At 45.1% G+C, this 14,924-nt stretch carries 16 protein-coding genes; 6 read left to right on the forward strand and 10 right to left on the reverse strand.

Annotated features, from left to right (window positions below; all coding sequences use genetic code 11):
• The first annotated feature begins 48 nt into the window (after positions 1 to 48).
• The 4 genes from RM544_RS14930 (at position 49) to RM544_RS14945 (ending at position 7,028) form a co-directional block, all read left to right on the forward strand.
• Entirely contained in the window at positions 49 to 1,335 is a 1,287-nt protein-coding gene (locus RM544_RS14930) for a hypothetical protein (RefSeq protein WP_432264489.1), read from the forward strand.
• Between the two features lie 2 nt (positions 1,336 to 1,337).
• Entirely contained in the window at positions 1,338 to 3,839 is a 2,502-nt protein-coding gene (locus tag RM544_RS14935; protein ID WP_311362603.1) for a LamG domain-containing protein, read from the forward strand.
• 21 nt (positions 3,840 to 3,860) lie between these two features.
• Positions 3,861 to 5,525 carry a hypothetical protein gene (locus tag RM544_RS14940; protein ID WP_311362604.1) on the forward strand — a complete coding sequence of 555 codons (1,665 nt, stop codon included), beginning with the start codon at positions 3,861 to 3,863 and terminating at the stop codon, positions 5,523 to 5,525.
• 198 nt (positions 5,526 to 5,723) lie between these two features.
• On the forward strand, positions 5,724 to 7,028 hold the full coding sequence (locus RM544_RS14945) for a M24 family metallopeptidase (protein WP_311362605.1): 1,305 nt from the start codon (positions 5,724 to 5,726) through the stop codon (positions 7,026 to 7,028).
• Between the two features lie 20 nt (positions 7,029 to 7,048).
• Here the strand turns inward: RM544_RS14945 and RM544_RS14950 are convergent, their stop codons facing one another.
• The 3 genes from RM544_RS14950 to RM544_RS14960 form a co-directional block, all read right to left on the reverse strand.
• The gene (locus RM544_RS14950) at positions 7,049 to 7,975 is read right to left on the reverse strand and encodes an FAD:protein FMN transferase (protein ID WP_311362606.1); all 927 of its coding nucleotides are present in this window, start codon (positions 7,973 to 7,975) and stop codon (positions 7,049 to 7,051) included.
• Positions 7,976 to 8,092: 117 nt separating this feature from the next.
• Positions 8,093 to 8,584: a GNAT family N-acetyltransferase gene (locus RM544_RS14955; RefSeq protein WP_311362607.1), complete on the reverse strand. Its 492-nt coding sequence runs from the start codon at positions 8,582 to 8,584 to the stop codon at positions 8,093 to 8,095.
• A 19-nt stretch (positions 8,585 to 8,603) separates the two neighbouring features.
• Positions 8,604 to 10,220 carry an NAD(P)/FAD-dependent oxidoreductase gene (locus RM544_RS14960; protein ID WP_311362608.1) on the reverse strand — a complete coding sequence of 539 codons (1,617 nt, stop codon included), beginning with the start codon at positions 10,218 to 10,220 and terminating at the stop codon, positions 8,604 to 8,606.
• Positions 10,221 to 10,431: 211 nt separating this feature from the next.
• Here RM544_RS14960 and fdxA point away from each other — a divergent pair, with 211 nt between their 5' ends.
• Positions 10,432 to 10,755: a ferredoxin FdxA gene (gene fdxA / locus RM544_RS14965; protein ID WP_311362609.1), complete on the forward strand. Its 324-nt coding sequence runs from the start codon at positions 10,432 to 10,434 to the stop codon at positions 10,753 to 10,755.
• On the opposite strand, the gene rlmE is transcribed toward fdxA, so the two are convergent.
• The gene (gene rlmE / locus RM544_RS14970; RefSeq protein ID WP_311362610.1) at positions 10,756 to 11,379 is read right to left on the reverse strand and encodes a 23S rRNA (uridine(2552)-2'-O)-methyltransferase RlmE; all 624 of its coding nucleotides are present in this window, start codon (positions 11,377 to 11,379) and stop codon (positions 10,756 to 10,758) included.
• Between the two features lie 154 nt (positions 11,380 to 11,533).
• Between rlmE and RM544_RS14975 the strand changes: the two genes are divergently transcribed.
• Positions 11,534 to 12,277 carry a TrmH family RNA methyltransferase gene (locus RM544_RS14975; protein WP_311362611.1) on the forward strand — a complete coding sequence of 248 codons (744 nt, stop codon included), beginning with the start codon at positions 11,534 to 11,536 and terminating at the stop codon, positions 12,275 to 12,277.
• On the opposite strand, the gene RM544_RS14980 is transcribed toward RM544_RS14975, so the two are convergent.
• The 6 genes from RM544_RS14980 to RM544_RS15005 form a co-directional block, all read right to left on the reverse strand.
• Positions 12,269 to 12,478, reverse strand: a complete 210-nt coding sequence (locus RM544_RS14980; protein WP_311362612.1) for a hypothetical protein — start codon at positions 12,476 to 12,478, stop codon at positions 12,269 to 12,271. The two genes, RM544_RS14975 and RM544_RS14980, sit on opposite strands and share 9 nt — an antisense overlap.
• A gap of 109 nt (positions 12,479 to 12,587) precedes the next feature.
• The gene (locus RM544_RS14985; RefSeq protein ID WP_432264491.1) at positions 12,588 to 13,220 is read right to left on the reverse strand and encodes a DUF1287 domain-containing protein; all 633 of its coding nucleotides are present in this window, start codon (positions 13,218 to 13,220) and stop codon (positions 12,588 to 12,590) included.
• Positions 13,220 to 13,459 (reverse strand): hypothetical protein, encoded by a 240-nt coding sequence (locus tag RM544_RS14990; protein WP_311362614.1) that lies wholly within the window; start codon positions 13,457 to 13,459, stop codon positions 13,220 to 13,222. The genes RM544_RS14985 and RM544_RS14990 overlap by 1 nt, the downstream gene beginning before the upstream one ends.
• Positions 13,460 to 13,526: 67 nt before the next feature.
• Positions 13,527 to 13,805, reverse strand: coding sequence for a hypothetical protein (locus RM544_RS14995; protein WP_311362615.1), 279 nt, complete (start codon positions 13,803 to 13,805; stop codon positions 13,527 to 13,529).
• Between the two features lie 49 nt (positions 13,806 to 13,854).
• Complete coding sequence (locus RM544_RS15000) at positions 13,855 to 14,226, reverse strand: hypothetical protein (protein WP_311362616.1); 372 nt, start codon at positions 14,224 to 14,226, stop codon at positions 13,855 to 13,857.
• Between the two features lie 61 nt (positions 14,227 to 14,287).
• Positions 14,288 to 14,605 (reverse strand): antibiotic biosynthesis monooxygenase family protein, encoded by a 318-nt coding sequence (locus RM544_RS15005; protein ID WP_311362617.1) that lies wholly within the window; start codon positions 14,603 to 14,605, stop codon positions 14,288 to 14,290.
• Between the last annotated feature and the right edge of the window lie 319 nt (positions 14,606 to 14,924).

A 14,924-nucleotide genomic window follows, 5' to 3' on the forward strand; every position in this document is an offset into this window, starting at 1 on the left:
CGAAAGGCGGGTATAACGTAGGTCAAATTCATAAAAGGAGTTGGTTCGATGTATTTGTTTAATAATGAATCCAAACGCCCGCTATCACAAAAATCTGCTATCTATAAAGGAAAGCAAACCATCGCCTCTGCAAGCAGGATGCTAAAGAAGGCGTGTGTTGCTGTTCCTCTAATCATATTGTGCGCCACTGCTACTGCTGGTTCCCTAGAACAAGCCAAGCGCATGCATGATCGCCTAGCAGGTGTTCCGGGTAGTGCAGAAGTCATTCAACAAATGGCCGACCTCATCGAATCTGGAGACGCTCAAGCCGCTGCCGAAATTGCAATGGCATCGCCAAGCTTCTACAACGTCACCATTAAAAATTGGGTTACCCCTTGGACCAACGAAGAGTTTGATGTATTCGCTCCGTTAAATGATTACACTGCAACTGTGATCGGCATGGTAAGAGATGATGTGGATTTTCGCCAAGTATTAATGGGCGATATCTTATACGTGGGCGATAACAGTACTGGTGCTCCAGCTTATAGCAGAACCAATAATGCTCATTACGAAAGCTTAGAAAATAATGGTGCAGACCTTTCAAGCGTATTGGTTGCCACAACTCAGTCTTCGCTCACGGGCATTCCCGCAGAAGCAACGGCCGGTGTGATGACAACGCGCGCAGCTGCAAAATCATTCTTTAAAGATGGTACTAATCGCGCAATGTTCCGCTTTACCTTAATGAACCACATGTGTGGTGATTTGGAAGCATTTAAAGATACAAGTTTACCACCAGATAGAATTAGACAAGATCTCAGTCGCAGTCCAGGCGGCGATAGTCGAATTTTCACTAACTCCTGCTCGGGTTGTCACTCTGGTATGGACCCGCTAGCTCAAGCCTTTGCTTATTATAATTATGAATATAATGTTGAAGCGGATCCTGAAGGTGAAAACGGCAGCATCGTATATAACAGTGAAGGACAAACTGATCCTGAAACGCAACTTCGAGTGCAAGCCAAGTACTGGATCAACTCAAACAACTTCCCGTTTGGTTTTGTCACCATGGACGATACGTGGGACAACTACTGGCGAGAAGGCCAAAATCAAACCATCGGTTGGTCGTCTAGTCTACCGGGCACTGGTAGCGGCGCTAAATCTATGGGTGAAGAGTTAGCGAATAGCCAGACCTTTGCACAATGCCAAGTAACAAAAGTATTCCAGAATGTATGCTTACGTGACCCTCAAGATGCGGCCGACCGCAGCGCAATCAGCGATATCCAAGCTGATTTTGTAGGAAATAATTACAATATTAAAAACGTGTTTGCCGCCACAGCAGACTACTGCAAGGGGGAATAATCATGTTTACTTCTAACCCTACATCAAGTGAAAACAACTTTTTAAGCGCGCTTCGTCATGTTGGCGTTGCTAGTGTAGCCATCCTGTTATTAGCAAGTTGCGGCGGCGGTAGTGATACCGAAGTTGAACAAACGCCATTGCCACCTCCTGTTGAGCAACCCGTAGTAAACTACTCAGGTCCTGCTCCAGCAACCACAGACGTACAAAACTTTAAATTAGCCGTGTGGGACAATATTGCCAAAGCAGATCGTTGCGGCGCGTGTCACGTGCAAGACCAGCAATCTCCACCTTTTGCTCGCTTCGATGACATCAACCTTGCTTACTCAGAAGTAAATGCACTGGTTAATCAATCGCAAATTAGTGAATCTGCCATTGTGACAAAAGTCGCTGGCGGCCATAACTGCTGGCTAAGCGATGACAATGCTTGTGCTGATATTATGACGACATGGATCGGCAACTGGTTGGCGACAGAAGAAACAGCAACCAGCATTGAGCTACAAGCTCCGGTAGTCAAAATTCCGGGGGCTAACAAAAACTTCCCTGAAAGCCCTGCGCTTTTTGAAGCTGAAGTATATCCGGTATTGCGTGCACACTGTGTTGATTGTCACCAGTCATCAGCTGCCATTCCAATTTCGCCGTATTTAGCGTCGTCGGATATTAGCGAAGCTTACGCTGCATCTATTTCGAAAATGAATCTTGATACACCTGAAGATTCTCGTGTCGTTGCCCGTTTGCGTGATGAATTCCATAACTGCTGGACTGATAACTGTGCTGCAGATGGCCAAGCGCTAGCAGACACTATTCGTGCAATGTCAGATGCGATTGTGGTGACAGAATTAAATCCTGATTTAGTTAGCTCGCATGCCCTAACACTGTTTGACGGTACTTTAGCAACCGGCGGTGGTCGATTCGAAAGCAATGTGATCGCAAAATGGGAGTTTAAAACAGGCTCAGGCAACATTGCATTTGATACCAGCGGTATTGAACCAGCACTAAACCTTACCTTAAGTGGCGGTTACGAATGGGTTGGTGGCAATGGTATACAGCTTACTGACGGTAAAGCACAAGGTGCGACCAGCGACAGTAAAAAAATTCACGACTTAATTGTAGCCACTGGCGAATTCGCGATTGAAGCGTGGGTTGCTCCAGCCAATGTCACTCAAGAAGGACCAGCACGAATAGTGAGCTATTCAGGTGGCCGCGACAGAAGAAACTTCACGCTAGGTCAAACACTCTATAATTACGATATGTTACTTCGCCACGGCAACACTGATACAAACGGTATGCCTGCGCTAAGTACACGTGACGCAGATGAAGATTTACAAGCAGCCTTACAACACGTAGTTGTGAACTATGATGGTAACGGCGGTCGTCGAATCTATGTCAATGGCGAATTCACTGATGATGAAGATGAAATCGAAGCCACTGGCTTGAACGATTGGGACGATAGCTTCGCGTTTGTATTGGGTAATGAAGTCTCTGGCGATGTTCCATGGGCGGGTACTATTCGTATGGCGGCTATGCACAACCGTGTATTAACAGAAGAACAAATCGTGAAGAACTTCGATGCTGGTGTAGGTGAGAAATTCTTCCTACTGTTCGGTATTTCAGATGTGATCAACGTACCACAAAGCTATGTTGGCTTTGAAGTGAGTCAGTTCGATACATACAGCTACTTATTTACCGAACCATTTATGATCAGTTTAGATGAAAACGCTAACCTAGATGGCATCACATTAACCGGTATTCGCATTGGTGTGAATGGTCGTGAAGCGACAGGCGGTCAAGTATTTGCAACCTTGAATCTCACTGTTGATGGTGTGCAAGCATCTGAAGGTGAACTGGGTATGCCGCTTTCAACTCAAGGTACTATTATTCCTGTGCTGAAGGGACCCGTTCAAGACGAGTTCTTCCTGACGTTCGAAGTATTAGGTGACTCTGTGTCTTCGCGTCCAGCAGCAGAAATTCCAGTTGCCGCGCCACCTGTTGATTTACCGCCACAATCAGATATCGGTATTCGTAATTTCGCTGAAGTGAATGCCAGTATGTCTGCACTGACTGGCGTGTCGGCCTCACAAACTCAAGTAAATGAAACCTATAATCAACTTCGTCAACAGTTACCCAGTGTAACAGATATGGGTAGTTTCTTGGCCTCGAACCAGATGGCTATAACGCAAATGGCTATACGTTATTGTGACGTTTTAGTTGAAGATACCAGTCTGCGCTCGGGCATGTTCCCAGCATTTAATTTCTCGAAGAATGCGAATGAAGGTTTTAATAGCGATGATAGAGAAGCGCTTATAAATCCACTGGTCGACAGAATGATTGGCCCAGGATTAGCCTCACAACCTGATACAGGTTTAGTTGGCACAGAATTAAACTCACTCATCGACCGCTTAACAACTTGTTCGAATAACAATTCTTGTTCTGCGCAAACTACACCCACAGTAGCGAAAGCAACTTGTGCAGCCGTGCTCGGCAGTGCTGCTGTTGTCATGCAATAGCAGAGAGAAAAGGTGAATAATATGAAAAAGACAATACATACATTTTCAAAGAAATACTCTGTCGGTGCCAGCGCACGAACTGATCATGGTGGCTTAGGCGGCCGTGATGGTACCGATGTTGATGCGCCCCTGTTTCACCAAGACCATGGCCGTCCAGTCACACGTCGAGAGTTTATTTCTCAAGGCTTTTGTGCCGGAACCGCGGCTGTTGTAGGTGGTTCTGTACTGAGCATGTTAGCGCCGAATAAAGCGCATGCCTCGTTATCAGCTGATTTGGAAGCGCTAAAAGGTGATTGCGGTATCGCAACGCAAGGTGCAGGCAAAATTCCATTTATCGTGTTTGATTTGGCCGGCGGTGTGAACGTTGCTGGCTCAAATGTTTTAGTTGGTGGTCGTGGTGGTCAGTTAGACTTCTTGAGCACCCAAGGCTATAGCCGCCAAGGTTTACCTGGCGATATGATCCCAAGCATTGCAAATCCAGACGGCGAGCTTTCAGACTTTATAAACAACGAACTTGGCTTAGCGTTCCATGCCGATAGCGGCTTTTTACGCGGCATCCAAGATAAACTCGCAATAACTAATCGAGCAAACGTGAACGGTGCTGTTATTCCAGCGCGTTCAGAAAATGATACCGGTAATAACCCACACAACCCAATGTACGGCATTAACCGTGCAGGTGCTGATGGCTCATTGCTTACCCTCATCGGATCAAGAAACTCTGATAGTGGCGGTAGTTCGATGTCACCCGCTGCCATGATTGATGCTGCAAAGCGTCCAACCAAGGTAGATCGCCCCTCTGATGTGACCGGTTTAGTTGATACTGGCGACCTTGTTGGCTTGTTAAACCAAGGCGACGCAGTATCAGTAATGGAATCAATTCAACGTATTAGCGACATGAAACTGTCTAACGTGAACACGCAAGTTGCTAGTGATAGCGATCTGAAAAAGTTAGTCCGTTGTGGTTATGTGAAAAGTGCGGATATTGCCGATAGATTCGGTGACCCATCGTCACTTAACCCTGAATTAGACACTGATATTGTCGGACCTGCTGGTATCTTCACTCAAGAAGAATTTGACGGTGATCGCGAATTCCAAAAGACGGCTTCCGTAATGAAGCTAGTCATGAATGGCTTTGCTGGTGCGGGCACAATTACCATGGGTGGTTACGATTATCATACGGGTAACCGTTCAACCGGTGAAGCGCGAGATTTACGTGCCGGCAGATGCATGGGCGCCGTCCTTGAATATGCCGCTCGCTTGAATACCCCCGTCATGATGTATGTGGTCAGCGATGGCTCTGTATTTAGTAACGGCATGATTGACGATTCTGAAGGTGGTCGAGGCAAAGGAGTGTGGACGGGAGATAACTCGTCCACCGCTGCTTCATTCTTCTTAGTTTACAATCCCAATGGTACGCCAAACTTGATCGGCGCTACCCCTGAAGAACAAGCTGTTAGCCAACAGATCGGCTATATGCGTCGAGACGGTTCAGTGGAAACATCAGCAACACCAGCCGCGAACAACGTTAACTTATTAGTAGAAACCGTTATCCTTAATTACCTCGCATTACACGGCGAACAAGGACGTATGCGAGAACTATTCCCTCAAACGGGCTTAGGAAATGCTGCGTTAATGGATTCACTCACCGCTTTTGAACCTATTGTAAACGGGACAATTGGCGCCTAGTGCGCAAACAAAATCGGTAACAGTCAAAGTGGGAAAAGCCCATGCAGGAAGCAGGGCCAAACAAGGATGTTTGCTTTTTTCACTACGCACTACACACTAAAATTCGCACTCAGTTACGCGCTGTTTGCGAATTTTTGCCTTCAAGATATACTCATTTACACGAACGCCTAAAACTAGGTGTTGATTAAGGATGATATTATGTTGAAAGCCGTTGCGTTAATTAGCTTGTTGTTCACCTCACTACTTGCTCAAGCTAGCTATTTTGATACCTCTCCGTGGCCAGAAATTCGTAAAAAGAGAATCGCTGTTCTTTTACCAAATGCACTAAACGCTGCGCAAGTAGATGCGTGGTTGGTTATATGCCGAGAAAATAACAATGACCCGCTTGCCGACCATGTAGGATGTGAAAACGCCGGCCAAACAGCTGCCTTTTTGTTTTACAACCATGCTGGTCAATTCCACTCTATGGCCTTTTCACCCTCTGGTGAATCAACTGCACTGCGAGACAGCCAGTTGCTAGACGAAGTGATCTCGGTAGAAAGAAGCGGCTCGGCAATTGATATGGTTGCCAACTACATTAACGAAAAAAACTTCAACAAAGTAGCTATTAATATATCGTCGACTAACGCTCAAGCCGATGGTCTGAGTTACACGCAACATATCGCATTGAGTAAAGCCTTAGGCCCAGAGGCGAGCAAACGTTTGGTATCCGCCGATGAAGTAGTTTATCAATGGCTATCCATTAAGCTGCCTGAAGAAATAGACATTATGCGCAAAGCCGCTGCGTTGACCGCACAATGGCAAATTGAGGCTTACCAAGAAATTATTCCTGGCGTGACCACAGATGCCGATGTTGCACGCTTTTTGAAAGCTAAAATGAAGGCCGCTGGTGTCGGTGATGCTTGGGCACCCGCTCAAAACCCTAATGTTAATTCAGGTACAGACCGCGGGCACAGCCATGCCACAAACAAAGTGATACAAGCCGGAGATGTCATTCAGACTGATTTTGGTATTCGCGTGTATGATAGATGGGTGACCGATATTCAGCGCTTCGCCTATGTATTGAAAGAGGGTGAAACGGAAGCGCCAGAAGATATTGCGACCTATTGGCAGAATGCAAAGCAAGGTCGTCATGCGGCGTTTTCAGCCATGAAGCCTGGTATTAGAGGTATCGATGTGGATGCGGCGCAAAGAAAGGTAATGGCAGATACAGGTTCACTCCCTCTCATGTGGAGTACGGGACATCCGGTAGGCTATGTTGCTCATGATACCGGTCCAAACCTAGGTGGCTCCAAAGCTGTTTCGGTTAGACCCGCCGCACAGCGAAAGTTGGCTGTTGGCATGACCTTCGCGTTTGATGGCTTTTACAGTTGGCACTTACCTAGCGGCGAACCTAAAACCATCTCGGTTGAAGAGATGGTGCACATTACCGAAGACGGCGCGGAGTACTTGATCCCCCCGCAAGAAGACTTAGTCTTAGTAAAGGCTGAACAACAACAATAGTTACGAATACGGCCTGCTCTTTACTGTTGCAAGCCGGTTGAATAATGCATCTTACGTTGATTATCCATCACAACCGCATCGTAACCGTCGATGCGGTTGATCAAACCCAAACCTTCGCGCAAGCCCATCACGAATACCGCCGTTGATAAGGCGTCATTATAGGTACTGCTGGGCCCAATAATCGAAACAGACTGAACGTCGTAGGTTGATTTTCCGGTTTTTGGCGAAAGAATGTGGTGATAGCGTTGCCCATCTTCCTCAAAGTAACGCTCGTAGTCACCAGACGTCGACATCGCTGAGCTTTCCATCGGTAATAACACCGCTTGTTTGTCACGATTACGTGGATCACGAATACCCACAATCCATGGCTTTCCTTGTCTGTCTCCCAACAAGCGTGTATCACCACCCGCAGTAACAAGCGCATTGGTAATGCCCATTCTTTCAAGCAAAGATATTGCATTATCTACTGCATGCCCCTTTGCAATGCCGCCCAAATCAATTTTTACTTTGTCGTTTAAAAACTTAACGCTACTTTTTTCTGCATTCAACTGAATATGTTTATAGTTAATTGCGCTCAATAGAGAATCAATAGTCTTGTCGTCGGGTCGTTGGTTTTCCTTATAGTTATAAAGGTATCCAACGCTGGCGAACGTAATATCAAATGCGCCTTTAGTGAGTTCTGATATCTTGATCGATTTATCTAATAACTCAAACATCTCAGGGCTAATCACAAGCGCTTCTCTGCCTGCTATGTTATTGATTTTACTTAACTCAGAGCTTTCTATGTAAGGGCTCATCAGCTGATTAATCCGCTCCATTTCTGCCAACACTGTTTTCACGCCCAGTTGACCTTGAATAGGATCTTCCGACCACACTTCAACATAAATGTTAGTGCCCATAATCGCTGCGTTTTCAGAATACCACTTTGCATTTGCAGCGTATGACATACTAAAAAAACATAGCCAAATTACGCTGCGCTTTAGCGAAGAAAATATCGTTTTTGAAAGCATAAATAACCCTAATTTACATTATAACCATACCCTGAAAAACAGCGGTAAGGACCTCTATTCAGCTAACCACTTGTACATCACAAGAGCATCTACGTAACCCAAGCGAGGATGATTGAAGGCCTTTGGTAGCGTGCCAACCACAGAGAAACCTAACTTCAACCACAGCTTTACTGCTAAGTCATTGCTTGCCGCTACAAAATTGTACTGCATAGCTTTGTATCCAAATTCGACCGCTTTTTGCTGACTATGTTCACACATTATGGTCGCAAAACCTTTTCCTCTTGCAAGGCTCGATACCATATAGCCACAATTGCACACATGCTGACCGGGACCAGCTTGATTGGTCTTCAAATAATAAGTCCCCATTACCTCGCCATTTTCAACAAGCACATAAGTATAGTTAGGTGCGCTCATCCAAATAGAGAATGCTTGTTCTTTATTTGTGTCTGGCGAATAAGCATAGGTTTCCCCCGCTTTTGCCACTTCATGAAAAATGGGCCAAATAGCTTCAAAATCGTGTTCTGTGGCTTCGCGTATTTCGATCATATTTGGCGACTCTCTGATCTTACTTTGGTAATTGTTCTAGCATGTCTAAGGCAAGCGCCTCAGCGACACGGATGCCATCAATACCTGCTGACCAAATACCACCAGCATAACCTGCGCCTTCACCTGCGGGATATAAACCCTTGGTATTGATACTTTGATAATCGGCATCGCGCTTTATACAAATTGGAGAAGATGTACGTGTTTCAACGCCTGTCAGCAATCCATCTTGTTTCGCGAAACCTTTTATTTGCTTATCAAATGCAGGAATAGCTTCACGAATCGCGTGGGTCACATAGTCTGGAACAACTTGGCTAAGATCGGTTAGCGTCACACCGGGTGTATAAGAGGGTTTCACTTCACCTAGATCGGCGCTAGATTTTCCTGCAAGAAAATCGCCAATCAGTTGTGCTGGTGCATGGTAGTTTTCACCGCCTACCGAGAATGCAAGTTCTTCTAACTTTCTTTGTAACTCGATACCCGCTAGCGGATCACCCGGATAATCTTCCTCAGGGGTAATACCAACCACAATCGCGCTATTGGCATTGCGTTCGTGGCGAGAATATTGGCTCATTCCGTTAGTCACAACACGACCTGGCTCTGACGCTGCCGCGACCACAGTTCCGCCTGGGCACATACAAAAACTGTAAACAGTGCGGCCGTTCTTACAATGATGCACAAGCTTATAATCTGCCGCGCCCAAAATCGGGTTGCCCGCATTGTCACCAAAGCGACATTGATCAATCATGCTCTGTTCGTGTTCAATTCTAAAACCAACAGAAAATGGCTTAGCTTCCACATATACACCTTGCTCATGCAAGGCTTTAAAAGTATCTCTGGCACTATGCCCAACCGCAAGGATGACATGCTTGCAGGCTAAATAGTCACCTGTTGATAGATGCAAACCTTGCACTTCTTTATGTTCATTCAAGTCGAGTTTTTCAACGCGAGTACTAAAGCGAATTTCGCCGCCAAGCGAGATAATTTGCTCTCGCATTTTTTCAACCATGTTCACCAGTTTGAAGGTACCGATATGCGGCTTGCTCACATACATGATTTCTTCGGGAGCGCCGGCTGCCACAAACTCATGTAACACCTTACGCCCGTAATGATTGCGGTCTTTCACTTGGCTATAAAGTTTACCATCGGAAAAAGTACCTGCACCGCCTTCTCCAAATTGCACATTAGACTCCGGGTTTAGTGGCTTTTTCCGCCAAAACCCGAAAGTATCTTTGGTGCGTTCACGAACGGCTTTACCGCGCTCCAATACAATCGGCCTAAAGCCCATTTGCGCTAAGATCAGCGCTGCAAATAAACCACAAGGACCAAGGCCAACAACCACTGGGCGCTCTGTCATGTTTTCTGGCGCTTGGGCAACAAACTTATAAGTCATATCCGGTGTAATACGCACATGCGGGTCGCGAGAAAACTGTTCGAATAGAGCGTCTTGATCAGCAACTTCTACGTCGAGTGTATAAATTAAATGAATGTTTTTGTTGTTACGAGCGTCATAGCCACGCTTGAACAGATTGAAGCCGAGTAATTGGCTCTTTTGGATTTTGAGCTTGCTGAGTATCGCATCTTCAATAGCGTGCTCAGCATGATCAAGGGGGAGTTTTATATCGGTTAAACGCAACATATGAAATGACTCTCTAAAACGCCGGACAGCCTCTCTGTCAGAACGGAGCTTTCGCTCAACGCCATTTTAAATCAGATCCGATTTGATAGATAGCGCTGAATCATTTCTCGACTTGCCACTTTACCTAGCTTGAAACACCCAAGATACTTGTGTTTCGCGATTTGTGCATTACACTAGCAGCGGTATTTAGAAACGAGAATATTCGCACTCCATGACTTTTGTAGTAACCGACAACTGCATTAAATGTAAGTACACCGATTGTGTGGCAGTTTGCCCTGTGGATGCCTTTTTTGAAGGGCCAAACTTTTTGGCTATTGATCCAGTCATCTGCATAGACTGTGCGTTATGCGTGCCCGAGTGCCCAGCAGATGCAATTTATCAAGACACCGAACTGCCTGCTGACCAAATTGAATACCTTGAGTTAAACGAAGAGCTTTGCGCTCAATGGCCAAATATTACCGAACTGAAGTCCGCACCAGAAGATGCAGACAAGTGGAATGGCGTGCCAGACAAGAGAGCTTTACTAGAAAAGTAATTAGCCTTTAAAGCCTTTTGCAACGAGATACACTTCTCGAGAACGTGGGCGTGATGCTGCTGGTTTACGCACGAAGACTTGTTTAAACGACTGTCTCACATCCTTCACATATTCTTCGTAGCCAACCCCTTGGAAAACCTTCGCGCAGAAGCTGCCATTTGGTTTAAGTACGTTACGCGCCATATCTAAAGCGAGTTCGACCAAGTACATAGATGCGTATTGGTCTGTCGTATTCACACCGCTCATGTTTGGCGCCATGTCCGATACGACAAGGTCGGCTTTAGTATCATCACCTAACGCTTTTAACAGTTGGTCGTAAACTGCTTCTTCGGTGAAGTCACCCTGAATAAAAGTAACCCCAGCGATACCATCCATTGGGAGAATATCTGAGGCAATAACTCTACCGGAATCGCCCACCACCGGCGCAACAATCTGTGACCATCCACCTGGCGCAGAACCAAGATCCATCACCACACTTCCCGTCGAGAACAACTTGTCTTTCTCATTCAACTCAATCAATTTATAGCTGGCACGAGACCGGTAACCATCTGCTTGCGCCTTTTTTACATAAGGGTCATTCAGATGTTCATCCATCCACTTCTTACTGGTTTTTGATCGAGCCATAGATTGAGTCTGCTATTGGTAGCGCTAAAACGGCACATATTGTAAGCTTGCACGCTCAATTTGCAAACCTGTTCCAGCAATCACGGCAAAAAACGTGCTTTTCAAGGAATGCGGCAAGCAAGATTCAGTTTACAGCGGGTTTAAGCAGGGCGACATGAAACTAGACGACGTAAAAAAGCTACATCAAAAAAAATACCGAACACAATTCGGTTATTACTTGGTGGAAGGTGAGCATCTCGTTCTAGAACTGTACAAAGCCACCAGCAAAGCAGCCCGTTCGGCTATTACTCTATACGTTACTGACCGCAATGAAAAATGGGCAAATACGGCTGTAAGCGACCTGAATGTTCAGCTTGTTAGCGAACGCCAAATGGACCAGCTCAGCGATACAAAAAGCCCGCAAGGCATTATTGCCTGTGTACCTTTGCCAAAGCCCCACTTGCCAACACAAGCGCCTGGCTCTGTGCAACAAAAGGTCATTTATCTACATGAAATTCAAGACCCTGGTAATTTAGGTACTATTCTGAGAACACTCGCGTGGTTTGGCAATTTCACACTATTACTCAGCCCCAATAGTGTCGATCCATACAACTCTAAAGTTGTGCGTTCTAGCATGGGCGCAATTTTTCATGTACCGATTGAATTGGATGTAGAGCTAAACGAATTAGCCACACGCTATTCGCGTTTTGCCTATTTAGATATGCAGGGAAGTGCGGTTAACACTGCTGAATTCACAAACTTTGATTGTTATTTATTTGGCAACGAAGCCAGAGGCGTGCCGCGGGATGCATTGTCGAGCTTTAATGCAGAGGCATTTACTATCGCTGGAAGTGGCGCAATAGATTCACTAAACCTAGCGAGTGCCGTGAATATTTGTGTTTATGAGTTATCAAAATAGGCGTTTACCACTCAGCGCAATATAAACGCCGACTAAACCTACCAAAGCGTAAACCACTTCAAAGGCACCAATAGTGTCCGCTTGCTCATTCAAAAGAGCACTTACCAACATAAAGCCCAAAAACAACGACGGTAAAGAAGCAAGACCAATCAGTATTCGGATGTTGTTAGCAAGTTTTGATTTATTGTTAGTATTCATCATTCCATACTCTCAGAATTACAGTCATAAGTGAACAAGATTGTGCATTCTCACTCTTCACTTTCAGCCTGCGAAAGATACTCAATCGGGTTGAGGTAAAAGCCCCCAAAACTCAAGGTGAAAACCTATAGTGGCCAGTTATTTTGTAGGCAAATAACATATCCTCAAGTTGCGGCCCACTGCCAATATTATGCACAACTAAGGGCCTACCAGAGTCACTATCGTATTCGTCTACCACTATCCCAATATGAGGAAGGTTGCCTGGCAACATCCAGGACACGATATCACCGGGCAAATAATTCTCGGCTCTTTGTGTGATATCCAAAGACTCACCGTGACGCTTAAAGAAGGCCTGCAGGTTCGGGACTCGACGGTGATCAATGTTTGCATCGGGCCTACTTAAGGCCCAAATACGTTTTGAGGGGTAGGCATCAAAATCTCTCTTCATGTCCTCATGCACCAGCTTTTGCAAGTCGATGCCAGTTGTTCGATAAGCCCTAATTACAACATCTGTACACACGCCTATATTCTCAGGCACATCTCCATTGGGATAAGGAATTGAGATGTATCGACCGTCGTATCTCACTTCATGCGCTAAGCGCTCTTTAGCTGCAATCGCTAGCGGATGCGTAAGGGTATTAGAGCTAACTGGCTCTGTGGTAACCTGCTGCGTACTGACTTCTTGTGCCCAAATAGGCCCAAATGAAGAAAGTAGATACGCCGCTATCATTAAGCGTGAAAACATCATTGCGGTATGGCTTTTATTGGCATGGCTTTAGCCACGGCAACCATGAATAAGGCAGCTACATCTAAAGGGGACTCTAGAGTATATGCGGGATGCATTTGATACTCTTTACGAAACTTGCGACGTCGCGCCCAGCTAAAGGGGTTCAGCCAGCCAACATCAATACCATTGTCTTGCAAGCGATTTGCGAGGATTAGAATAGTGACTAGCGCGCCCAATATCCCAAGTATGATATGCATGTTTCTTCCTTGTTTAATGTGAACCGTTTTTGTTCGTAAACTCTTGTTTATAGTAGAGACTCCAGATTTACAAATCCAGTCCTACATCACCGTTTTTGAAGATCTTTCCTACGCCTCTAATCATCATAGCCATGCCTTGATAGGGAAGGTCAACCAAGAGCTCTATTATATCGTACCAATTACTTTCGCCGTCGCGTTTAGGTGGCCAAATGATATGCACTAATAAAAAAGCGATGATGCTGAAAATGAGCAATGACCAATTGAAGCCATACATGAACATATCGATGATGAAATACACACCAGTGGCAAAGAGAAATATGGCTAAAACAGCCCTAAAATCATTCATGTGAAGCTTCCTTGTGATTGGTTTCCTGTGTCATTGACGCTTAACTCTGCTATAACGAACTATGAATTGAGTGAACACCTTTGCTATCAAAAAACAGTCCTTTGCTCAAAAAAGAACATTCCTCGGTTTTCTTAAGGCCTTGACTAATATAACCAAAATTAATTGCCTTACCATCTTTGAAAGCTGCACTAAGGATTGCGATAGCTTGTTTATGAATATCAACATTGATGAGTTTAGTGTATTTTTCCCAACGAGCTTTGTCATATTCCCCAACAATTTTGATTGACCCACAATCATCAATATAGGCGTCATTTGCTCCTGGTAAAATGTCAGCTTTTATCGAAAAAAAAGTTCCCTCAGCTTGAAGCTCTGTTATTTTTATTGGAAAAAAGTTGCCTCCTGCAAAGGAAGAATCAACCACAAATACAGAGCTAAGCAGTGCCGCTAGTATCGTTAATTTTCTTAGCTGCGAAGTGACTAGGCTACACTCCATAATCTCGCTCCACTTTCGCAATACGAATTTTGAAGGTGTCGTACCAAACGCTTCGACCGTTTTTTTGAGCCTCAATGTGCTCTGCATTCGCTTTCCAGGCCTTTATTGATGTTAAGTCTTTCCAATACGATACGGTGATACCCAACTCTTCACGCGCGGATTCGATCCCAAGATAACCATCATGTTGTTCTGCTAATTCGATCATGCGGGCTGACGTTTCTACATAGGCCCTGTCACCTTCGGTTCGAGTAGACGTGAATATGACCGCATAATAAGGAGGCGCTGGCGTATCTGCTATTACTGACATACTGTTTCCTTTACTGATAAGTCTTTAGTAAAGACCAATTTGCAAATTGCTTCTGGGTGCATAAGCCCTTTGCAGACGAGAGTGAATAACTTCTTGTTTGTTCATATCAATTACGAAAACCTAACGTTGCTTACCAGCCCTTTTTTATCTATTTCAATGCTGCATTGATAAAATGAAAAGTTGATCTTACTGCTAAATATGATGCTTGAACCCTTGTCGTTATTAGAAACAACATAATTGGACAGGTTTGCTGTATCAAGTTGCCTGATGACGTCTGCTTTAGTGACGCCTGGCGCAAAATTCCCACATAGGAAGAAGA

Origin of the sequence: Brumicola blandensis, assembly GCF_031846165.1 — a bacterium.
Lineage (GTDB): Bacteria > Pseudomonadota > Gammaproteobacteria > Enterobacterales > Alteromonadaceae > Glaciecola > Glaciecola blandensis.